The sequence below is a fragment of the Streptomyces sp. URMC 126 genome (genome assembly GCF_051386555.1).
Lineage (GTDB): Bacteria > Actinomycetota > Actinomycetes > Streptomycetales > Streptomycetaceae > Streptomyces.
The window spans coordinates 1-21,064 of record NZ_JBPQTX010000063.1 but is presented as its reverse complement, the minus strand read 5'-3'; the positions used below and the strand labels follow the sequence as shown (position 1 = coordinate 21,064).

Below are 21,064 nucleotides of genomic sequence, written 5' to 3'. Positions count from 1 at the left end.
ACAGGGCCGGACCGCGTCACAGGGCCAGGCCGATCGCTTGCAGGGTTCCGAACACGAGCAGCAGCAGGCAGGTGTGCTCCAGGGCCGGGATCAGTTCCCGGCCGCCCGCTCCGCTCGTCACCCTGCGTACCGGGAAGACGGCGAACGGGACGGCGCCGAGCACGAGCGGCGCCCACGGGTGGGCGGGAGTCGGCAGCAGGGCGGTCGCGAAGGCGGCGACGACGCAGCAGACGTAGAAGGCGCGCGTTCTCGCGGCGCCCAGCCGCACCGCGAGGGTGATCTTTCCGGTGGCCGCGTCGGTCGGGATGTCGCGCAGGTTGTTGGTGGTCAGCAGCGCGCAGGCGAGCAGGCCCACGGGCACGGAGCCGGCCAGGGCTTCCCAGGGCACCCGGCCGGTCTGGACGTAGACGGGGGTGCAGACGAAGACGACGCCGTGGTAGAGGAAGATGCTGATCTCGCCGAGGCCGTGGTAGCCGTACGGCCGGGAGCCGCCGGTGTAGAACCAGCCGCCGAGCGCGATGAAGGCGGTGACGGCCAGCAGCCACCAGGAGACCGTCACGGCCAGGTACAGGCCGGCGAGGGCGCCGATGCCGTACAGGACCGCTCCGTGCCGGAAGACCTGCCGGGGCGTGGCGCGTCCCGAACCGACCACGCGGGTGGGGCCGGCCCGGTGGTCGTCCACGCCGCGTACGCCGTCGCTGTAGTCGTTGAAGAAGTTGGTGCCCAGGACGAAGCCGAGCACGAGGACCACCGTCAGCACGGCGCGGGACGGGTCGAGGGGGCCGGACGTGTGGGCGACGGCGGTGCCCACCGCCAGCGGCGCATAGCTGACGGGCAGGGTCTTGAGCCGGGCGCCGATCACCCAGTTGTGGACGGCGCCGGTCGGGAGGTGCTGTAACTGGGTCACTTCTTCGTTCCCACGCCCAGGTAGAGGACCGATGTGGAACGGGTGCGCACCAGGCGCACCGCGTCGAGCCGCCCGGCCGCGTAGCGGGCCATGTCGCGCAGGCGCGGGCGCAGGCCGAGCAGGGTGAGCTCCACGCCGTGCCGGCGGGCGGCGGTGGTCAGCCGCTTCCGGTTGACGAACAGGTGGTGGTCGTGGGTGCCGCGGGGCGGGTGGCCGGCGATCGGGACGTTCTCGGCGAGTGTGATCGAGACGAGCCGGGCCGTCCGGGTGTCGGCGATGGTGTCGACGACGAGGGTGCCTCCGGGGCGCAGTACCCGGCAGGCCTCCGCGACCACCGCGAAGGGGTCGGGGACGTGTTCGAGGCACTGTCCGGCGGTGACGGCGTCGAAGGTGGCATCGTCGAAGGGCAGCGCGGTGGCGTCGGCCCGGACGGTCTCGGCGTAGCCGTGCCGGCGGGCCTCGCGGAGCGACAGCTCCGACAGGTCGACGCCGACCGCGCGGTAGCCCTTGGCGACGGCGTGCGGGCCGAACAGGCCGCCGCCGCAGGCGATGTCGAGCAGCCGGGCCTCCTCGTGCCGGGCGCCGGGGACGAAGTCGGCGCGGGCGCGCGCGATCCAGCCCAGCGGCGCGAGCGCCCCGCGGGGGTCCCACCACTGGTCGGCGAGCTCGTCGTAGTCGGAGATGAAGTCCTTCCTGATCTCCGATGTGTCTCCGTTGCGCGCAAGCAATGCGGTCTGCCCCGTTCTCCCGCTCTCCGGTCGCGGACGTGGCGGCGGGCGCGCGGGCGGGCCCGGCCGGTCGCGGGAGAGGCGGGTCCGGTGTCGGAATGGCGAATTCTTCCGTGCCGCACCGGGGTTGGAACACTTCGGCCGGGCGCGGCGCGGGGGAATGTCGGATCACCTTAGGCAGGGCGCCCGCTCGGCACAACGGCCGAAGGGGAAACTGACAGGGGTGTGCCAGGCATTCCTGCCACATTTCCCGGCGGACTGCCAGAAAGCCGCCCGGGTGGGTTGGGACCGGCGGCGCGTTCCACGGGTGCTGCCGGTTCGCCGTGCCGCTTACCGCTGCGCGGGAGCCGTCCGTGGTCTACGGTGACGGCGGTGACCGCCGCTCCGAACGTGGCGTCGCACCGGCCGACTTGGCGCGCCGGGACGCCGGGGCCCCGCATCACTCGCCCGTTTCCGGCCCCGTCGCGGCCCGCGTTCTCGCGCGGAAGCCCGGTGGGATTTCCGGCGGGCCTCGGGTGGCCGGAGAACCGTTCGCGCGCGCATGTTTTCGCGCACGGATGTTTTCGCCCACGTGCCGCCACCGGGGGGGCTTTCGGTGGACCGGGCCGCGGGACCACATACGGAATACCGCCCGCCGGAAAGCCGCGGGCGGTTCGGGGAAGGTGTCGTATGACGCGAGAATTCGGCAGCGATTTCGGGCGTTCCCGCTTCGTTCCTCCCGAGAGGGTCGTCCGGGAGGGACCGGACGGAACCGTCGGGGACATCATGCGGCGGGCCGCCTCCTCCGGCCCCGGCCTGGCCGTACGCGGCGCGGGCCGATCGTGCAACACGCAGACGCTCACCCGGGGGACCGTGCTGCACAACCTGCCCGGCGACGCGGCGCCCCGGTTCACCGGAGAGGAGGGGCTGGTAGAGGTTCCGAGCGGTATGACGTGGTACGCGCTGGAGACCTGGCTGAACCGGCACGGCCGTGCCAACCCGGTCCTCCCCAGCTACCTCGACCTCACGGTGGGGGGCACGCTGTCGGTCGGGGGCTTCGGCCTCGGGTCGATACGGTCCGGTCTCCAGGTCGACCAGGTGCGGGAGATCGAGCTCGTCGACGGTACGGGGCGCGCGCTGCGGTGTTCCGCCGACGAGAACGCCGAGTTGTTCCGGTTCGCCCTCGGCGGGGTGGGGCAGCTGGGCTTCATCGGGAGGGCGGTGCTGCGCACGGTGCCGTACCAGGGCACCAGCCGGGTCTCCCGCGTCGGACACGACGGTCTGCGGGACCTCGTGGCCTTCATGCCGCGCGCCGCCCGGGAGCCGGGCATCGCCGGCTACTTCGGCATGTACGACCGGACCTCCTGGTACTCGCAGGTGTCGTGGGCGGCCGGTGCGGCACCCGACCCCCGGGAACAGGCCGTTCCCGACTACCCCTTGCGACTGCACCGGGAGGTCGGGGACCACCTCGCCCCGCTGCTCCACGGGGAGACGCACGCCAACCTGTGGGCGGACTACGTCCTCGACGAGGCGGGCCTGCACGCGTTCGCGGCGGTGCTGGAGCCCCTGTTGGACGAGCCTCCGCTCTCCGACACCCTGGTCAGCCTCTACTTCCTGGTGGCCGAACGCCCTCGGCCGGCCACGCCGTTCGTCTTCGCCCCCGTCCTGGACGCCCCCGTCCACTACGGAGTCGGCGTCTTCGCGTCGGTCCCCCGCTCCGACGAGCGGGCGCTCTCCGCGACGGGCCGCGTCCAGCGGCACCTCCTCGAAACCTGCGCACGGGCGGGCGGACGGCCGTACCTGTACGGCGCCCACGCACTGGACGCCGGCCTCCTCCACACCTTCTACGGCGGTCCGGCCCTGCGCCGCCTCGCCGAACTCCGCGACCGGCACGCCCTGACCCACTTCAACCGGCGGGCGTTCGGCGGTGTCCGGCCGTAGGCGCCGCCCGCCGTCCGGGCCCGACGGACGCACCGACTTGTGGCAGGGACGTGACAAGATCGTAAGCGGAAGGGGCCTTCTCGTCTCTTAGGGTGTTCGCGCGGCGTCCGCCGCATCGAACGAGTACCACTTCCGGAGGATCCGTGCGTCGTATATCCCTCGCACTCACCACGGCCACCCTGATCGGCGCCGCCGGCGCCCTGGCCGTTCCCGCGCAGGCCGCCACCCCGGCCGCCGCGCCGCGGGCCGCCACCGTGGCGGCCAAGGAGTGCCACGAGGACAACGCCATGATCTACACCGACGGCACCCGCCTGCGGACCAAGGCGAGCACGTCGGGGGCGGTCAAGGGCCAGCTCTACTTCAAGGACCCGATCCGGATCCTGCGCAAGTCCGGCGGCTGGGACTACGTGCAGCTGAAGGCGAAGAGCCGGGGCGGCCTGGCCAAGGGCACGCGCGGCTGGGTCGCGCACAAGAACATCATCCCGCCGTTCTGCGGTATGTGATCCGGGCGTTCCGTCCCTGACGGTGACGGTCGCGAGGGGCTCCGGCGGACGGCCGCCGGGGCCCCTCCCCCGTCGTCCCGCCTCAATCCCCGCGCTTCCACACCGGGCGGAAGCGGAGGATCTCGGCGGTGGCGGCACCACTGGTGACGAACGGGTCGGCGGCCACGGCCGCCTCGATCTCGGACCGCTCGCCCTCGGCGACGACCAGCCCGCCCGTGCGCGGCTCCAGCGGGCCGGCCAGCCGCGCGAGGCCCTTGGCGAAGACACCGTCGGGGTTGGCGTAATGAGCCTCCTTCATCTCGTCGATCCTCTCCAGCGGGGCGCGGTAACGAAACACGATCACGTACATGCCTCCAGTAAGCGCCGCCGACCCCGTCCGGCGCCAAGACCGATCACCCGGGGAGGGGCATAGGATGCGACCTATAACCGCTGATCAGGAGGGGTGGCCGAGGTGGAGGAGCCGGACGGGGACGGGATGTCGGGCATCGAGCTGCGGCACCTTCGGTACTTCGCCGCGGTCGCCGAGGCCGGTACCGTCACCGAGGCGGCCCGGCGGCTGCGTGTCGCGCAGCCCAGCCTCAGTCAGCAGATCGGGCGGCTGGAGCGGCGGGTCGGGACCCCGCTGTTCCGGCGGACGCCGCACGGCATGGTGCCCACCGAGGCCGGACGGCTGCTGCTGGAGGGCACCGTCCGGGCCTTCGACGAGCTGCGGACCTCCGTCGCCGCCGCGCGCGCCGTCCCGCCGACGACGCGTGTCGGGGTGTGCCGGGGCGTGGCGCAGACCGTCGTCGCCGCGGCGGAGGAGCTCCTGACGCGCGGCCGGCGCCTGCGGCTCGTCTACGAACAGGCCGACTCCGGGCGGCAGGGCGAGCTCCTGCGCGGCGGCGCCCTGGCCTTCGGGATCCTGCGCGCGCCCGTCGACACCTCCGGCCTGACCGTGCGGACGCTCGCCGACGCACCGCTCGGCGTCCTGCTGCACGTCCGCCATCCGCTGGCGGAGCGGCCGGAACTGACCTGGCCGGATCTGTCGGGCCGGCGCCTGCTGTGGTTCCCGTCCGGCCGGGCGCCCGGTTACGCGGCAGAGGTCCTCGCCCACGTGGGCGCGCGCGGGTGGACGCCGGAGACCGAGGTCGACGCGGACGGCGGCCACACCCTCTTCCGGCACCGTCTCATCGGCGACCACGGGCTGGTCGCGCTGCGGACCCGCGCCGCTTCCCTCGGCGATCCGGACCTCGTCTGGCGTCCCGTCGGGCCCGAACCACCGCGCGAGCGGCTGCTGCTGGCCGCCGCGGCGCGCACTCCCTGGGCGCGCCGGCTGACCGACGCGCCCGGCGGGGACACCGGAGCCTGACCTCCCCGGCCCGCCGGAGGCCGCCCCGGAACAGCGGTCCCGCCCGTCCTCCCGGCGCCGGCGCGGGCGGAAGCGGAATCCGCCATGTGGCAGCCACGGCTCCCCACGCCGCGTGAGACTCGCGCCCGCCCGCGCGGCCCGCGCGGGAAACCCCACTCCAACACGCCCGCGGCGGCCGCTTCCCGACGCTCCGGACCGCGCCCCACCATGAGGGGCAGGAATCCGGAACAAGAAGGGGAATCCCGTGAAGTCGAGGTATTTCCTCCGCGCCCCGGCGGCGGTGGTCACCGCGGGTCTGCTGCTCGCCGGTCCGGCCGGAGCGGCCTTCGCCGCGCCGCCGGACGACACCCCGAGCGCGTCGAGCGGTCCGGCGAGCGGCGCGCCCGACGGGGGCGCGGCGCACGACGACGAGCCGAACGGCGGAGCGCCGCAGGAGGACCTGGCGGCCTCCTGGAAGGCCGACGGCTGGTACCACGACGAGCACTCCTGCAAGGAGGCCGGCAAGAAGGGAAAGCAGCAGGGCAAATGGCACGATTACCGCTGCAAGAAGGAGGAACGGCACCACGGCCACTACGACTACGAGTGGCACCTGTACTACCGCCGCTGAGCGGTAAGGGCGTGCCGGACGGGGGTTCCGGGGGCCGGTCCCGGGACCGGCGCCCGGAGACCGCGCGGCGGCGTCACTCGTCGATGCGGTACGAGTCGCCGTACACCTTCCACTTGAGCGGGGGCGTGAGGTCGAAGTTGCCCTCGTTCAGGAAGACGCGCTGGGCCGTGTCGATCCGGCTGGTGTCGCTGTGGGCCTTCTCGGACTTCATCACCTTCTTGCGCGCGTCGAGAAAGGCGTTGAGGTATGCCTTCTCGTCCCCGCCCTGCGCCGGGGGCTTGGCCTTCTTCAGGGCGGCCTTGCGGATGCCGCCGAAGCTGTCCTTGTCGTCGCCGGGGCCGTGCATCACGATCGCGTCGTAGTAGACGAACTGCCCGAGGGCGCGCAGTCCGTCCTTCTTCGCCTGGCCGACGGCCGGGTCGAAGTACATGCGGTCGCGCAGGTCCTCCTGCGCGTCCTGGAACGCCTTGTCCCGGGCGGCCTTGTGCCACGCCTCCTCGAAGGGCTTGCCGAGGCCGGCGTGCGTGTCGGACCCGTTGGCCTTGCGCAGGGCGGGCAGGAAGCGGGCGAGCGGGTTGCCGGGCTTCCTCTCGGTGTACTCCTCGACCAGCTTGAGCATGTCGCCGGTGCCCGAGGTGAAGCCGATGATGCCGCCGGTGTAGCCGCGGCCGTCGTCGTACGGCTCGATGTAGTCGAAGTAGTCACGCCATTGGAGCGAGGAGTTCTCCGCGCTGCAGACCAGCCGCATGGCGATGTCCTTCTTGTGCGGGTCCTCCAGCCCGGACGCGGCCGCCCGTATCGGGGAGGACGACGCGACGGCGGGTCCGACGACGGGTTGGGCGGCCGCGGCGGCGGACGTCCCGCCGAGGACGAGGGCGGGCAGGGCCAGGGTCACGCCGGCGAGGGCGGTGAGGGGGAGCTTCTTCGACGTGCGCTGCGGCATACGGGTCTCCGTTCCGATGGGACGTCAGAGGGGCCGGCCGTCGGACGGTGTGGGTCCTCTCGGCCGATCACGACGCATTGAAGCGGTTTCGTCACTTCCGCCACAAGGGCCAATTCGCTCAAGTGCGCGTAAAGGGCGGGGAAACCGCACGTTCCGGCCACTTTCGGCCGCCTCCCCCACCGGGCCCCTATCCGCTTCACAAGATCCTTACAAGCATGTCGCTCCCCTTGCCGCAAAGCCTCGTTGGGCACGGCGTGTCGATCACTTCCGCCCCCGTACCCCCGTCCGCACCACCGCCCACAGCGCCCCGTCCCCCCGGCCCCGACCTCGAAGAGCTCAGCGAACTGCTGTTCCGGGACGGGCCGGAGGATGCCCACGGCCCCTGGCGCGCGGCGGTCTCGGCCGACATCTTCCGCCACCGGTCCGGTCTCCCGACGGAGGAGCGGCAGCGGCTCGCCTACACGCGTCTCAGAGCCCTCGGCACCGGGCTGCCGGATCCCGAACGGCTGGCCCGCGACCCGCGCGGACTGGCCGCGCTGCACGAGTGGACGGCGGTGGTGGACGGCGCGACGGCCACCGTCGCCGGCATCCACTACAACCTGTTCCTGGGCAGCCTCCTCGACGACGGCGTGTCGCCGCCCCGCGACCTGTCCGAGTTCACCACCCTCGCCCGCGTCGGCACCTTCCTCTGCACCGAGCGGGCGCACGGCAACGACGTTGCCGCGCTGGAGACCACCGCGCGCCACGATCCGGAACACGACGGGTTCGTCCTGCACACTCCCACTCCCGGGGCCCGGAAGTTCATGCCCAACACCAGCGCGGTCGGCGGGCCCAAGAGCGCGGTCGTCGCCGCGCGCCTGCTGGCCGGCGGCCGGGACCACGGTGTGTTCCTGTTCCTCACCCCGCTGAGCGACGACCGGGGCACGCTGCCGGGCGTCACCGTGGCACCGCTGCCCGAGCGGACCGGCAGCCCGGTCGACCACTGCGTCACCGCCTTCGACCACGTACGCCTGCCGCGCACGGCGCTGCTCCAGGGTCCGCACGGGCGGCTGCTCCCGGACGGCGGCCTGGCCGCCGCCGTGCGCAATCCCCGCAAACGGGTGCTGCACGCCATCCGCCGGGTTACCGTCGGCAAGCTGTGCATGAGCGCCGCCACCCTCGGCGGCTGCCGCGCCGCGCTGGCCATCGCCGTGCGCTACGCCCACCTCCGCACCGTCTCCGGGCCGGTGGCGGGGCGGCGCGTCCCGCTGGCCGCCCACCGCAGCCACCAGGCGCCGCTGCTCGGGCATGTCGCGGCCGCGTACGCCATGACGTTCCTGCACCGGGCCGTCACCGAGCGCCTGCTCACCGCCGGCCCCGACGAACAGGCGGACACGGAACGGCTGGTGGCCGTCGCCAAGGGCTGGATCACCTGGCGGGCCCGTGACATCACCATCGAGTGCCGGGAACGCTGCGGTGCCCGGGGCCTGTTCCCCGTGAACGGCCTGGCCGAGTACCCCGCGAACGCGGACGGAGCCATCACCGCCGAGGGCGACAACCTGGCCGTCTGGTGCAAGGCCGCCGCAGAGATGATCTTCGGTGCGGATCTCGTTCCGGACGCCGCGCCTGCCACGGGCGTCGAGGACCTCGCCGACCCGCGCTTCCTGCGCCGTCTGATCGCCGCCGACCAGCGCCGGTGGCACGCGTCCGCGCGGGCCCTGCTCCGCTCCGCGCCCGGAACGGGCGCCGACGCGCCGGGCGTCCCCGGAGCCGACGCGCTCGGCCGGTGGAACCACGCCTCGGACGCCGCCCTGAACATGACCCGGTCCTTCGCGCTGGGCCTCGCGGCCGACGCGTTCCTGGTCGCAAGCGCCCGGGCCGCGCACCCGGGGACCCGGGCCGTGCTCGACGGCCTGTGCGCGCTGTTCCTCCTGGCGGAGGTCACACCGCGCTCGGGACGGCTGCTGGCCGACGGCAGACTGACCGCCGGCCAGGTCCGCGTCCTCCCCGAGGTGGCCAGGGACCTGACCGCGCGCCTCGCCCCGCTGCTGACGGTGCTGACCGAAGCGTTCCGGATCCCCCCGGAGCACTTGGCGTCACTGCCGTTGCTCGCGGACGAGCCGTCGGCGGAGCCGGACGGCAGCCTCGCCGGCGGGTGACGGGCGCGATACGGGACGATCGCGGCGCGGACGACATCGCGGCACGGACGGCCGATGTGCGCGGAGCCGCCCGTAAGGCCGGGGCGAGAGGCGGGAGGGCGAAGGGCGGGGAAGGAAGGGCACGGAAGGGCATGGAAGGGCACGGAAGGAATGGCGGGAAAGGGACAGTCACATACCCTGCCTCCCGATAGGGCTGTCCGTTTCCGTTGTGGCCTGATTCCGTAACCCGGCACGGGGGCGCGTTGACAAGTTTTCAACGAAGGCTGTTCACTGCCCGATGCGAGCAGCCGGTCATGTGGCGGGGCGGAATCGCACGCGTGTGACGCCGTTCTCCTGTCACGGCGCCCGTCCTCCGGCGGCTTCCGCGGCCGGCGCGCCCCCCGTGCCCGATCGTGGAAGCCTGCCGTACGGCCGCTGCCGCGCCGTCCGGCCTAGCCGCACCCCGCACCGCCCCTGCCCTGCCCCACCGTGCCCGCCGCAACAGAGCCATCCGCCCCTTCCTCCCCGGGAGCTCTCGTGAGACAACACCACCGCTTAGCCTCACTGCTGTCCGCCGTGGTCGCCGTGACGGGTCTGGCCGTCGTCGGCCCGACCGCCACCACCGCGTCGGCGGCCCCCGCCGCCCGGGCCGCCGGGACCTGCGACAGCGCGCCCAACTGGACCGCGGGCACCTGGTATCCCGCAGGAACGGTCGTCCGCTACACGGACGGCAAGTACTACGTCGCGGAGCACGACAACCCGGGCTACGACCCGCTGATCAGCACCTGGTACTGGGACCCGTACACCTGCTCCGGCGGCAACCCCCAGCCGGGCGGCTTCGTCGTCAGCGAGGCGCAGTTCCGGCAGATGTTCCCGAACCGGAACGGCTTCTACACCTACAGCGGTCTGGTCGCGGCCCTGAAGGCATATCCGGGCTTCGCCAACACGGGCAGCGACACGGTCCGCCGGCAGGAGGCCGCGGCCTTCCTCGCCAACGTCGACCACGAGACCGGCGGCCTGGTGCACATCGTGGAGCAGAACACCGCCAACTACCCGACGTACTGCGACTGGAAGCAGCCCTACGGCTGTCCGGCCGGGCAGGCCGCCTACTACGGGCGCGGCCCCCTCCAGCTCAGCTGGAACTTCAACTACAAGGCGGCCGGTGACGCGCTCGGCCTGGACCTGCTGAAGAACCCGTGGCTCGTGCAGAACGACGCGTCCGTCGCCTGGAAGACGGCGCTCTGGTACTGGAACACCCAGCGCGGGCCGGGCAGCATGACGCCGCACGACGCGATGGTCAACGGCCGGGGCTTCGGGCAGACGATCCGCAGCATCAACGGCAGCGTCGAGTGCGACGGCAAGAGCCCCGCGCAGGTGCAGCACCGGGTGGACAGCTACCGGAAGTTCGCCCAGATCCTGGGCGTGGCGCCGGGCGGCGACCTGTACTGCTGACACGGCGGCCGGACGCGGACGGGCCCCGGCGCCGGACGGACCCGCCCGCGTCCGCGCGACGCGGTACCGCGGCCCGGCCCCGGGCTCGTCCCCGGCTCACTCCCCGGCCGCGATCCGGCCGCCGCTCCGGGTGAACCGCCACAGCACATGGACGACGCGCAGCCCTCCGAGGACGGACCCCAGCGCCGTCCCGGTGACCACCAGCGCCTTGCCGACGGCGGCGGGCAGGTCCCAGACCAGGACCGGCCCGGCGACCGCCGCGAACACCACGAACCCCAGGAAGCACGCGCTGAACAGCGCGTATCCGATCTCGACGGTGACGGCGTCCCGCTCGGCCTGACTGCGTGTCCCTCTCCCCATCCGCCCAGCTTCCCACGCCCGGTCGGACCGCGGACCCCCTGGGGGACTTTCCGGCCACGGGCGGCCGGAAACGACCGGCCGCCGGGCCCGGCGCGCCGAGTCCGGCGGCCGCACGGCGAGCGGGCTACCGTCGGCCGGATGGACCTGCTGCTGATGTCCGACACCCACCTGCCGAAACGGGCCAAGGCCCTGCCGCCGGAGCTGCTCGACCGGGTTCCGCGGGCCGATGTGGTGATCCACGCCGGGGACTGGGTCGACACCGCCACGCTGGACCTGCTGGAGGAACGGTCACGGCGGCTGCTCGCCGTATATGGCAACAACGACGGGCCCGAGCTGCGGGCCCGGTTGCCGGAGGTGGCGTACGCCGACCTCGGCGGGCTGCGGTTCGGGGTCGTGCACGAGACCGGCGCGGCCCAGGGGCGCGAACGGCGCTGCGCGCGGCGCTTCCCCGATCTGGACGTGCTGGTCTTCGGCCACAGCCACATCCCCTGGGACTCCACGGCCGAGGGCCGGCTGCGGCTGCTCAACCCCGGCTCCCCCACGGACCGCCGCCGGCAGCCGCACCGCACGTACATGACGGCCCGCATCGCGGAGGGCCGGCTCACGGACGTACGGCTCCACGCGCTGCCCGGCCCGGGCGCGGCGGGGTGACGCCGGAGAGCGGAGGCACCCGGTGCCTTCAGCCCGCCGCGCTCACCCCCGCCGGAGGGCTCGGGCGCGCGTCGAGGTGGGACATGGAGTCGAGGAACATGACCGTCATGCCGATGCAGGCCGTCGCGGCGATCAGGCCCACGACGAGCCCGATGATCGCCGGAAGGAGCTCGTCCGCCGTACCGCGCCGCACCTTCACGCACCCCACCACACCGCAGATCACCGCGGCCACGCCCAGCAGGGCGGCCAGCGGGATGAACCAGAGGGTGCACGCGGCCAGTACGGCTTTCAACGCCAAGACGAGGGCGATCATGCCGGGCGTGTTCGGCCTCTTCCGGCCGGGGGACGGGGTACGGGGGGTGCTGTGCTGCGAGGACATGCGGTGATCACACCGCACGGCGGGCCGCGCGCGCGTGCGCCGCCGCACTCAGCCGTTCCCGCCGCGCCCCCGGCGGCGGTGGGTACGGGTACTCATGACGGGCTCGCGCGATACGGGTACCGAGGGGAGCCGTGCGGGGTCCGGCCTCAGCAGGAGGCGTAGACGTACTCCCGGGAGCCGGCGGGGCGGACGTCGCGGTCGCGGAGGGTGATGGACAGCTTGCCGCCCCAGGCCCGGCAGGCGGTGGTGAAGTCCTTCCTCCCGTACTCGATGTCGAAGATCCGGCCACCGTAGGCGTCGCCGTAGGCGGAGCACTCGTTGTAGCGCGCGCACTCCTCGACGACGGCGAAGTCGAAGCCGATGCGGGCGCGCCGGGGCAGCAGGTCGGCGGTGTTCTTCTGGGCGACGGCCAGGCGGTGCCGGTGGGCACGGGCGGTCAGGAGGCGGGCGAAGGCGGCCGCGTGCTCGGCGGTGAGCTTCCCGTCCGAGCGTTCGTAGGAGTCGAGGTTGTCCGGCTCCACCGCGTCGAACCCGGCGTCGGCGCAGCCGTCGATCCAGGGGCCGACGACCTTCATGAGGGCGTCGCGCTTGGGGGGGGTGGAGATGTCCAGCAGGGGCTCGTCCCAGTCCTCGTCGATGACGAGGTGCCCGTCGTCGTTCTTCAGGAGCAGGTCGGGGTGGCGCTTCTTCCACCAGTCGACGGCGTCACCGGGCTGCGTCTGGAAGGCGTTGACGTAGCAGATGTTGTACATCCCGGCGGCCGGGCGGGCGGTACGGTCGCGGGAGACGGCCCGCACCCCGCGCGGCGGCGGATACGCGCCGCCGAGCTGGTAGTCGAAGGCGGTGTCGGCGTCGGGTATCCACACCTTCTCCTTCTCCTCGGCCTCCTTGCCCGGGGCTTCTTTCTCCCGGGCCTCCTTCTCCCGGGTGTCGGCGTGCGCGGAGTCGCGAGGACCGGTGTCCTCGTGCGATCCGGCGGCGGAACAAGCCGTGACAAGGGCCGTGGTGAGGGCCATGACGGCGATCGTGGCGCGGGAGCGGAGAATCGTCACGAAGTCACCCTACGGTCCGGCCGCGTGGACGGGCCGACGCGGTGCCCCCGCTCCCGTCCCCTCCGGGGCCGCGCTCCCTCCACGGCGACCGGGACGACCGGGCCGGTCCGCCCCCACGCGGGACGGACCGGCCGGAAGGTTGGTCGGGGTTCGGCTCAGGTGCGGACCATGAACCACGCCCCGACGCCGTTGCAGCCGGTCGACGAGAAGGTGGTGTTGCGGTAGCCGGGCGGGATGGGGGAACCGGAGCAGGCCCACATGCGGTTGCGGATCTGTTCCTGGTACCAGGAGCCGATGCCGTTGCAGCCGGTGCGGTTGTGGTTGGTGTTGACGTAGTTGGGCGGGATCGGGGAGCCGGCGCACGTCCAGCGGCCGTCACGGGCCAGCTCGTGGTACCAGGAGCCGATGCCCGTGCAGCCGTTGCGGTCGTAGTTGGTGATGACGTAGCCGGACACGATCGGTGAGCCCGAACACGTCCAGATGCCGTCCTTCACGGGCTGCTGGTACCAGGATCCCGCGCCCTGGCAGCCGGTGCGGTCGTACCCCGTGATGACCCAGCCGGCCGGGACGGGAGCCCCCGAGCAGGACCACTTGCCCTCTCTGGCGGCCGCCTCGCCGGCCGTCACACCGCTGAGGCCGGCCACGAGCAGCGCGACCGCGCCCATGGCCGCGGCGATCCTGCCGCGCGGGGTCGTGCCGTCGGCCTTCCGCGCCCTCGACGCGAGTCGCCGCGCGTCCCACCACGCCCGCAACCGTCCGTCCATGTCCCACCGATTCCCTTCGTCATGCCCCGTACCGGGGCTTCCGTCGGCGGTAAGGACACCGGAGCGGGGCCGGAAAGTCATCAGGCGGGACGTCGGTGTGAGAAGCACGTCACCGCACCCGAACACCCGATCGAATCGCGGGGGATGTGGTAGCGGGCCGGCGGCCGCGAGCCCGCTCGCGCGCCGTCAGTGGGCCGGCCCCACGCGTTCCGTGGCACGGGCCGCCGTGCGGAGGGCGGCGAGGAGGACGTCGGACGACTGCGCGCCGCTCACCGTGTGGCCGTCCGGGAAGAGGAACAACGGCACGCCCCGGACCCCGAGTTCGGCGGTGGCCCGGAACCCCGCGGCCACGGCGGCCGCGTCGTCCTCCGGGCCCCCGTGGACGCCGCTCCGCTCGGCGACGTCCCGCAGGACGGCGGGGTCGGCGACGTTGCGGCCCTCGGTGAAGTAGGCGTCGAACAGCAGGGCCACGGTCCGCTCCCCCACGCCTTGGGCGGCCGCCCGCGCGACGAGGCCGTGGGCCGCGCCGGTGTTGGCGAAGACCGCGCGGTCGAAACGGACGTCCAGCCCGCTGCGAGCGGCCAGTTCCGTGAAGTCGGCGGTCCGTTTCCCGGCCGACGGCCCGAAGACCCGGCGATGGACGTCGCGCAGCGGTTCGCCCTCCACGGGGGCGTCCGGCGCTACTTGGAACGGCAGGAAACCGGTCTCCACGACCCCGCCCTCGGCCCGGAACCGCTCCACGGCCCGCAGGTAGTGGGCGAAGCCCAGGAACGACCAAGCGCACGCGATGTCCAGCACGATGCGGACCTTCATGACGGGAACTCCCTTGAGACGGACGGGGGCGCGGACGGCGTGCCGACGGCCGGCGGAAGGCCGTCGTCGGTGCCGCGTCTCCTTGTACGGCCTCGAATCTATGACCGCGCCGACCGGGTCCGCATCCGTCGGGTGACGGGGTCGGACCGGCCTGGTCACGGCGGTCGGCGACGGGGAACGGAGGCCCGGTGACCGCTGCTCGCCCCTCCCCGCCGCCGCCCGGACCCGCCGAGTGACGGACCGTCGGTTTTCGGCCGCCGGGTCCGGCGGGTGGTTACGATCACCGCGCAGGGCGTCCGGCCCCGCCCGGTCCGTTCGGCGGTCCGGGCGGGGCACGAGGAAACAGTCAGTCAGGGGACGTGGGATGGCGAGAGCCGAGACGACGAGAGCCGGGGCCAAGCGGACGGGTACGGCGCGGCGGGCCGGGTTACGGCGCGCGGCGGCGGTGGCGGTGAGCGCCGCCGTGCTGGCCACGGTGGGCGTGTCCGGGGCGGTGGCCGCGCCGCGCACGGCGGTGGAGCCGGATACCGCGGGGGTGCGCGCCGCGCTGGAGCGGACGGTCCGCGCGGGCGCGCCCGGCGCCTTCGCGGTGGTCCGCGACCACGGCGGCACCGGCGGCGACCGGTCCGTCGCGGTCGGCAAGGCGAACCTGGACGGTACGCCGATGAACGCGGCCTGGCGCTTCCGGGCCGGCAGCAACACCAAGATGTTCACCTCCGTCCTGCTGATGCGCCTGGTCGAACAGGGCCGCGTCGATCTGGACGGGCGCATGCGCGACTACCTGCCGGCCGGCACGCTGCCGGAGGGCTGGAACATGACTGTGCGGCAGGTCATGCAGCACCGGGCGGGCATCTACGACCACACCAACGACCTGCTGGAGCAGGCGGGTGAGGAGACCACCAGCGCGTTCGAGAAGCGCATCCGCGACACGGTCTACCGCCCCGCCGACCTGGTGGCCATGTCGGTCCGGCACGGCGTGCAGTACCCGCCCGGGACCCGGTACGCGTACACCAACACCGGCTACGTGCTGCTGGGCATGGCCGTGGAGCACCTGACCGGCCGCCCGTACGGGGAGGTGCTGCGGGAGCAGGTGATCGAGCCGCTGGGGCTGCGGCAGACGTCGTTCGTGGTGCCGGACAAGCGCATCGAGGGCCCGCACGTGACGGGCTACCTGACGAACGACGACCGGTCCCGGCCGCTGCTGGACTCGACGGAGCAGAACGGTTCGTGGGTCTGGAGCGCGGGCGCGGTCCTCTCCTCGGCCGACGACATGGACCGCTTCCTGTCCACCGTGCTGGCCGGCGACTCCGGCGGGCTGGTCTCCGACGCGTCGGTGCGGCTGATGACGAGCGCGCTGCCCACCACCACGGCCGGGACCGGCTACGGGCTGGGGCTGCGGGAGATCGCGCTGTCCTGCGGGAAGGTGTACGGGCACGGCGGCATCGTCCAGGGGTACCAGACCCAGTCGTTCGCCACCCGCGACGGCCGGCGGACGGTCGTGGTCTTCGCCAACGCCTCCAACAACGGCGCGGTGACGCAGGGGCTGACCAACACCCTCGAACCCGCCTTCTGCGGATCCGCGAAGCCGGGCGTGACGGCCGGTCCGGGGCCGCGCACGGCCGGCCCCGGCACGCGGCCGGCCACGCCCCGGGTGCCGGTCGTGGACGACACCCGCATCTGAGCGGGGTGCGGGAGTCACCGGCCGAACGGCTGAACGGCCGCACCGCCCGGGCGCCGTGGCGCCGGGCGGTGCGTGCCGCGTCGGTGGGGCGGGCCGGTGAGCGCCGGCGGGCGTCAGCGGACGGGGGCCGGGGCGCGGCGCGCGGCGGTGGCGGGCACGGCCGCGGGCCGGGCGGCGGGGCGGACGCCCACGGCGCTGAGGAGCGCTCCGAGGGCGAGCGCTCCCCCGGCCCAGAGCAGCGCGGCGCGCAGGCCGGGGACGAACCCTGCGGAGGCACCGTCGCCGACGAGCAGGCCCATCACGGCGACGCCGAGCAGCCCTCCGATCTGGCGGGAGGCGTTGAGGACGCCGGAGGCGACGCCGGCGTGGGCGGGGTCGGCCGCGCCGAGCATCGCGTTCGTCATGGCCGGTACGACCAGGCCGAGGCCGGCGCCGGCGACGAGGAACTGGGTGACCACGGCGGCGTAGGAGTGTCCGCCGACGGCCGGGGCGGCGGCCAGGTAGCCGAGGGCCGCGAGGGAGTTGCCCACGACCAGCACGGCGCGGGCGCCGTAGCGCCTGACCAGCGGTCCGGAGGCCAGATTGGCGGCCATGACGGCGGCGGTCATGGGCAGGAAGGCCAGACCGGCGGTGCTCGGCGCGTAACCCCACGCCTCCTGGAAGAAGACGCTGAGGACGAAGACGAGGCCGTAGAAGGCGAAGTTGAGGAGGGCGCCGACGAGCGTGGCGGCGGTGAACGTCCGGTGGCGGAACAGTCGCGGCGGCAGCATCGGGTCGGCGCCGCGCCGCTCGACGGTGACGAAACCGGCCAGCGCGACGGCGAAGACGGCGGCGTACCCGAGGACGGCCGGCGAGGTCCAGCCCCTGCCGTTGGCCTCCACGGTGGCGGCGGTGAGGGCGCCCAGGGCGACGACGGCGAGCAGTTGGCCGGGCAGGTCGAGGGAGCGCCGGGCCGTGGTGCGGGCGGGGGCGGGGCGGGCGTCGGCCCGTGCGAGGAGGATGCCGACGGCGGCGAGGGGCACGTTGACGTAGAAGACGGACCGCCAGCCGAGCGCGTCCACCAGCAGGCCGCCGACGACCGGGCCGAGCGCCAGGGCGAGGCCGCCGGCGGCGGCCCACACGCTGATGGCGCGGGCGCGCCGGGCGGGGTCGGGGAAGCCGGCGTTCACGAGGGACAGGGAGGAGGGCACGATCATCGCGGCGCCCACGCCCTGCAGGATCCTGGCCGCGACCAGCACCCCGAGCGACGGTGCCGCGCCGCAGGCCAGCGAGGCGGCGGCGAAGAGCCCGAAGCCGCCCACGAAGATCCGGCGGGGGTCGAAGCGGTCGCCCATGGCGCCGGCGGTGAGGAGGAAGGCGGCGAAGGTGAGGGTGTAGCCGTTGATCACCCACTCCAGGCCGGAGATGCTGCCGCCGAACTCCGCGGCGAGCGCCTTCGTGGCCACGTTGACGACGCTGACGTCGAGGATGACGACGACGAATCCCAGGCAGGCGGCGACGAGGGTGAGGGCGGAGCGGCTCGGTCGGCGGCCGGACGGGGGCGGGGTGGGTGTCATGGTCCTTCTCCTTGCCTCGGGAGAGTGGTGAAGCGGGCGGGGCCGCGCGATTTCGGCACCCCCGCTAGAGTGTTCGCTGCGAGGCGAACAGTCAGGAGTGTACGCACAGCATCGAACACTCGGCAATCCGGTGCGGCGTGCCGGAGAACGGAGAACAGGACATGGCCACAGGAACACGGGCACAGCGGGAGCCGGACACGGCGCCGACGGCACACCACCGCGCGGCGCCCGTCCACACCGACCCGGCGGACGTACCGCTGGAGACGGCGCTGCTCGCGCTCGCCGACCCCGTACGGCGGACGCTGGTGCGGGAGTTGGCGGCGGCCGGGGACTGGGAGCGCCAGTGCGGCAGTTTCGACGTACCGGTGACCAAGGCGACCCTGAGCCGGCACTTCGCCGTGCTGCGCGAGGCGGGGCTGCTGGAGCAGCGGGACGCCGGGCCGAAACGGCTCAACCGGCTGCGCCGGCCGGAGTTCGACGCCCGCTTCCCGGGGCTGCTCGAACTGGTGCTGCGAGAGGACGGTCCGGCGGGCGACGGGAGGCGGTGACGCGGCTGCCATCGCGCCTGGTGTCTCTCGCGCCCGGCGTTGCTCGTGTCGGGCGCCTTGTGTGTCGGGCGCCCTTCACGCCTGCGCCCGGGGCGGTTACGGCTCGGCCCGGCCGTCCGTTCCCGTCCGGGCCGGAGTGGTCAGCGCCGCCCGGAGGCGGCCGGCCGCTTCCCGCAGGGCGGCGGGGGGCCGGCCGTCCCCGCGCAGCAGGGCCGTCGCGGTGGCGCCGAGGGTCTCCCGCGCCCGCGCCGAGCCGATGCCGGGGACGTGCGGCACGAGATCGTCCACGAGCCGTTCCGCCTCGCGCCAGTCGCCGGCCCGTGCGAGAGCGGCCAGCAGGTGTGCGGTGAACAGCCGCCGGTAGGACGGGCCGGGGGCGGTGGACGCCCGGTGCAGGAAGGGGATCGCCAGATCCGGGCGGCCCAGCCGGGCCATGACCCAGCCGCGGTGGCCCAGCACCTCGTCGTGGTCGATCCACCAGGCCCACGGCGGGTCGTCCGCCGAGGCGCCGTCCAGGAAGCGGCTCTCCGCCCGCGACACCAGCCGCACCGCCTCCCGTTCGCCGCCCAGGGCCGCGACCGCGTGCGCCCGGCGGATCAGAACGAGGCAGTCGACGAGGGCGGGCAGCCGCCGTGCGCCGGCCACCCGTCCGGCGTCCTCCAGGGCCGCCCTCGGACATCCCAGGTGACTCATCAGCATGCTGCGGTTGAGCAGCACCAGCCGTTCCGTCCACCGGTCACCGCAGCGTTCCGCCAGGGCCAGCGCCCGGCGGTCGGCCCGACGGGCGGGCCCGTACCGTCCCGCGTCGAAGAGGATCCACCCCGCCACCTCGTGGAGCTCGGCCAGCGCCGCCAGCCGGTCCGCGTCCCACCGGTACCCGCCGCCCGGGGCGAAGGGGTCCGGGAAGCGCCCCAGGGCGGCGCGGAGTTCGGGCAGCGCGGCCGCGGCTCCGCGCGCGACGTCGGTCGCCACCAGCCGGCCGGCGGCCGACCTGGCGGCGGTGACGAGCTCGTGCCATCCGGGCGCTTCGGGCCGGTCGGCGGGGGCGTAGCGCATCGGGTGATCGTAACGGTGGGGTGTCGTCGGGGTCGACGGGAATCCCGTGACGGGCGGTGCGCCGCCGCGGCCGCCGGGGCCGGCGCGAAACCCGTGGAGCACGGGAAGCCCGTCGGCTACGACGGCCCGTCGGTCACGGCGAACCCGCGACCGGGAAGGGCCGCCCTCTACGGGGAGTCCGTCGTCGGCAGGTACCGCGGCGCGCGCCGGGCGGGCAGTCGGTCCTCGATCGCGGCGCCCAGGGAGAGCAGCCGGGCGTCCTGGCGGTCGCCGGCCGTGAGCAGCAGGCCGACGGGGAGTTCGCCGACGAAGCCGGCCGGCAGCGCCAGGGACGGGTAGCCGGCCACGGCGGCCGGGGTGGAGGAGGGGATGACGTCGTTGTCGCCGCGGGCGCAGTCCGTCGTCCAGGCGGGCGGGTTGGCCGGGGCGGCGATGGCGTCCAGCCGGTGGGCGGACAGGGTCTCGTCCAGGGAGCGCCGCGCGAGGTCCTTCAGTTCGGCGCGGACGGCCCGGTGCTCGGGGCCGCCCGCGGCGGGAGCTTCAAGGGCGCGTTCGAAGAGTTCCAGTCCGGTGAAGCAGGTCCGCTCGGCCGGGTGGGTGCGGGTGAACTCGGCCAGTTCGGCGAGGTCGCGGGGGCCGTCGCGGGTGGCGAGGTAGGCGTCGATGTCCCGGTGGAACTCACTGAGCAGGGCCGGGTATTCGAGCTCGGCGAGCCGGCTCTGGTAGGGCGGGGTCACCTCGACGACCTCCGCGCCGGCGGCGCGCAGGGTTCCGGCCGTGCGGGTCATCAGGGCGTCCACGGCGGTGCCGAGCTCCGGCAGGCGCCACAGGCCGATGCGCTTGCCGCGCAGGGTGCTCGGGTGCCCGCCGGCCGTCTGGGGCGCCGGGGTACCGGTGAGGACGGCGAGGGTCAGGGCGGCGTCGGTGACGTTGCGGGCGAGGGGGCCCGCGGTGTCCTGTTCGGCGGAGATGGGGACCACGCCGGTCTGGTCGACCAGGCCCAGGCTGGGCTTGTGGCCGACCACCCCGTTCATGCCGGCCGGGCACACGATGGAGCCGTCCGTCTCCGTGCCGACCGCCACCTGGGCCAGCGAGGCGGCGAGTGCCGCGGCCGAACCGGAGGACGAGCCGCACGGGTTGCGGTCGAGGACATAGGGGTTGTGCGTCTGGCCGCCCACCGCCGACCAGCCCGACGTCGGCTTGGCTGCACGGAAGTTGGCCCACTCGGACAGGTTGGTCTTGCCCAGGATCACCGCTCCGGCCGCCCGCAGCCGGGCCACCAGCGGGGCGTCGGCCCGGGGCGGCTTTCCGGCGAGGGCGGTCGAGCCGGCCGTGGTCGGCAGGTCGCGGGTGTCGATGTTGTCCTTGAGCAGCACGGGGATCCCGTCGAGGGGGCCGCGTGTGGTGCCGCGCCGGTGTCTGGCGTCGCTGGCCGCCGCCTGGCGTGGTGCGGTCGGGTCGGTGCGCAGCACCGCGTGGATCTTCGGGTCGACGGTGGCGATCCGCCGCAGGTAGGCGCTGGTCAGCGCCGACGAGGTCAGGGTGCCCGCCGCCATGCGCGCCTGCAGTTGGGGAATCGTGGCGGTGTCCAGGTCGACGCCCGGCGGTCCGGCGAGAGGGGACGGGTCGTGGTCGGCGGCCCGTGGCGTCGGCGGGCGGTGGGCGGGGGCCGCGGG

At 74.1% G+C, this 21,064-nt stretch carries 21 protein-coding genes; 9 read left to right on the top strand and 12 right to left on the bottom strand.

What is annotated here, in order from left to right; genetic code table 11:
- Window positions 1-16: 16 nt before the first annotated feature.
- Together ACSNOK_RS10765 and ubiG are read right to left on the bottom strand one after the other, a co-directional pair.
- Entirely contained in the window at window positions 17-907 is an 891-nt protein-coding gene (locus ACSNOK_RS10765; protein ID WP_436780385.1) for a 1,4-dihydroxy-2-naphthoate polyprenyltransferase, read from the bottom strand.
- On the bottom strand, window positions 904-1,635 hold the full coding sequence (gene ubiG, locus ACSNOK_RS10760; RefSeq protein ID WP_436780384.1) for a bifunctional 2-polyprenyl-6-hydroxyphenol methylase/3-demethylubiquinol 3-O-methyltransferase UbiG: 732 nt from the start codon (window positions 1,633-1,635) through the stop codon (window positions 904-906). Before ubiG ends, ACSNOK_RS10765 begins: the two co-directional genes overlap by 4 nt.
- Before the next feature lie 669 nt (window positions 1,636-2,304).
- On the opposite strand from ubiG, the gene ACSNOK_RS10755 reads away from it, so the two are divergent.
- The gene (locus ACSNOK_RS10755; protein ID WP_436780383.1) at window positions 2,305-3,555 is read left to right on the top strand and encodes an FAD-binding protein; all 1,251 of its coding nucleotides are present in this window, start codon (window positions 2,305-2,307) and stop codon (window positions 3,553-3,555) included.
- Between the two features lie 143 nt (window positions 3,556-3,698).
- Window positions 3,699-4,058 carry an SH3 domain-containing protein gene (locus tag ACSNOK_RS10750; protein WP_436780382.1) on the top strand — a complete coding sequence of 120 codons (360 nt, stop codon included), beginning with the start codon at window positions 3,699-3,701 and terminating at the stop codon, window positions 4,056-4,058.
- Between the two features lie 82 nt (window positions 4,059-4,140).
- On the opposite strand, the gene ACSNOK_RS10745 is transcribed toward ACSNOK_RS10750, so the two are convergent.
- Window positions 4,141-4,407: a YciI family protein gene (locus ACSNOK_RS10745; protein WP_436780381.1), complete on the bottom strand. Its 267-nt coding sequence runs from the start codon at window positions 4,405-4,407 to the stop codon at window positions 4,141-4,143.
- 93 nt (window positions 4,408-4,500) lie between these two features.
- Between ACSNOK_RS10745 and ACSNOK_RS10740 the strand changes: the two genes are divergently transcribed.
- Both ACSNOK_RS10740 and ACSNOK_RS10735 read left to right on the top strand, forming a co-directional pair.
- Window positions 4,501-5,409: a LysR family transcriptional regulator gene (locus ACSNOK_RS10740; RefSeq protein ID WP_436780380.1), complete on the top strand. Its 909-nt coding sequence runs from the start codon at window positions 4,501-4,503 to the stop codon at window positions 5,407-5,409.
- Window positions 5,410-5,653: 244 nt separating this feature from the next.
- The gene (locus tag ACSNOK_RS10735) at window positions 5,654-6,016 is read left to right on the top strand and encodes a hypothetical protein (protein WP_436780379.1); all 363 of its coding nucleotides are present in this window, start codon (window positions 5,654-5,656) and stop codon (window positions 6,014-6,016) included.
- A 73-nt stretch (window positions 6,017-6,089) separates the two neighbouring features.
- Here the strand turns inward: ACSNOK_RS10735 and ACSNOK_RS10730 are convergent, their stop codons facing one another.
- Window positions 6,090-6,959 (bottom strand): chitosanase, encoded by an 870-nt coding sequence (locus ACSNOK_RS10730; RefSeq protein WP_436780378.1) that lies wholly within the window; start codon window positions 6,957-6,959, stop codon window positions 6,090-6,092.
- A gap of 254 nt (window positions 6,960-7,213) precedes the next feature.
- Between ACSNOK_RS10730 and ACSNOK_RS10725 the strand changes: the two genes are divergently transcribed.
- Window positions 7,214-9,097: an acyl-CoA dehydrogenase family protein gene (locus ACSNOK_RS10725; protein WP_436780377.1), complete on the top strand. Its 1,884-nt coding sequence runs from the start codon at window positions 7,214-7,216 to the stop codon at window positions 9,095-9,097.
- 546 nt (window positions 9,098-9,643) lie between these two features.
- Window positions 9,644-10,528, top strand: coding sequence for a glycoside hydrolase family 19 protein (locus ACSNOK_RS10720; protein ID WP_436780393.1), 885 nt, complete (start codon window positions 9,644-9,646; stop codon window positions 10,526-10,528).
- A gap of 96 nt (window positions 10,529-10,624) precedes the next feature.
- On the opposite strand, the gene ACSNOK_RS10715 is transcribed toward ACSNOK_RS10720, so the two are convergent.
- The gene (locus tag ACSNOK_RS10715) at window positions 10,625-10,888 is read right to left on the bottom strand and encodes a DUF6332 family protein (protein WP_436780376.1); all 264 of its coding nucleotides are present in this window, start codon (window positions 10,886-10,888) and stop codon (window positions 10,625-10,627) included.
- Window positions 10,889-11,026: 138 nt separating this feature from the next.
- Here ACSNOK_RS10715 and ACSNOK_RS10710 point away from each other — a divergent pair, with 138 nt between their 5' ends.
- Complete coding sequence (locus ACSNOK_RS10710; RefSeq protein WP_436780375.1) at window positions 11,027-11,539, top strand: metallophosphoesterase family protein; 513 nt, start codon at window positions 11,027-11,029, stop codon at window positions 11,537-11,539.
- A gap of 28 nt (window positions 11,540-11,567) precedes the next feature.
- Here the strand turns inward: ACSNOK_RS10710 and ACSNOK_RS10705 are convergent, their stop codons facing one another.
- The 4 genes from ACSNOK_RS10705 to ACSNOK_RS10690 form a co-directional block, all read right to left on the bottom strand.
- Window positions 11,568-11,918 carry a hypothetical protein gene (locus ACSNOK_RS10705; RefSeq protein ID WP_436780374.1) on the bottom strand — a complete coding sequence of 117 codons (351 nt, stop codon included), beginning with the start codon at window positions 11,916-11,918 and terminating at the stop codon, window positions 11,568-11,570.
- 146 nt (window positions 11,919-12,064) lie between these two features.
- Window positions 12,065-12,970: an endo alpha-1,4 polygalactosaminidase gene (locus ACSNOK_RS10700; RefSeq protein WP_436780373.1), complete on the bottom strand. Its 906-nt coding sequence runs from the start codon at window positions 12,968-12,970 to the stop codon at window positions 12,065-12,067.
- 155 nt (window positions 12,971-13,125) lie between these two features.
- Window positions 13,126-13,734 (bottom strand): hypothetical protein, encoded by a 609-nt coding sequence (locus ACSNOK_RS10695; RefSeq protein ID WP_436780372.1) that lies wholly within the window; start codon window positions 13,732-13,734, stop codon window positions 13,126-13,128.
- Between the two features lie 186 nt (window positions 13,735-13,920).
- Window positions 13,921-14,547: a DsbA family oxidoreductase gene (locus tag ACSNOK_RS10690; protein WP_436780371.1), complete on the bottom strand. Its 627-nt coding sequence runs from the start codon at window positions 14,545-14,547 to the stop codon at window positions 13,921-13,923.
- A gap of 364 nt (window positions 14,548-14,911) precedes the next feature.
- Between ACSNOK_RS10690 and ACSNOK_RS10685 the strand changes: the two genes are divergently transcribed.
- Window positions 14,912-16,228 (top strand): serine hydrolase domain-containing protein, encoded by a 1,317-nt coding sequence (locus tag ACSNOK_RS10685; RefSeq protein WP_436780370.1) that lies wholly within the window; start codon window positions 14,912-14,914, stop codon window positions 16,226-16,228.
- A 113-nt stretch (window positions 16,229-16,341) separates the two neighbouring features.
- Here the strand turns inward: ACSNOK_RS10685 and ACSNOK_RS10680 are convergent, their stop codons facing one another.
- Window positions 16,342-17,784: an MFS transporter gene (locus tag ACSNOK_RS10680; protein WP_436780369.1), complete on the bottom strand. Its 1,443-nt coding sequence runs from the start codon at window positions 17,782-17,784 to the stop codon at window positions 16,342-16,344.
- A 161-nt stretch (window positions 17,785-17,945) separates the two neighbouring features.
- Between ACSNOK_RS10680 and ACSNOK_RS10675 the strand changes: the two genes are divergently transcribed.
- A complete protein-coding gene (locus ACSNOK_RS10675) occupies window positions 17,946-18,332 on the top strand; it encodes an ArsR/SmtB family transcription factor (protein ID WP_436780368.1) in 387 nt (128 codons plus the stop codon).
- A 96-nt stretch (window positions 18,333-18,428) separates the two neighbouring features.
- Here the strand turns inward: ACSNOK_RS10675 and ACSNOK_RS10670 are convergent, their stop codons facing one another.
- Both ACSNOK_RS10670 and ACSNOK_RS10665 read right to left on the bottom strand, forming a co-directional pair.
- Window positions 18,429-19,388 carry a DNA-binding protein gene (locus tag ACSNOK_RS10670; protein WP_436780367.1) on the bottom strand — a complete coding sequence of 320 codons (960 nt, stop codon included), beginning with the start codon at window positions 19,386-19,388 and terminating at the stop codon, window positions 18,429-18,431.
- Window positions 19,389-19,555: 167 nt separating this feature from the next.
- The coding region (locus ACSNOK_RS10665) for an amidase family protein (protein WP_436780366.1) at window positions 19,556-21,064 on the bottom strand (1,509 nt) is incomplete at its 5' end.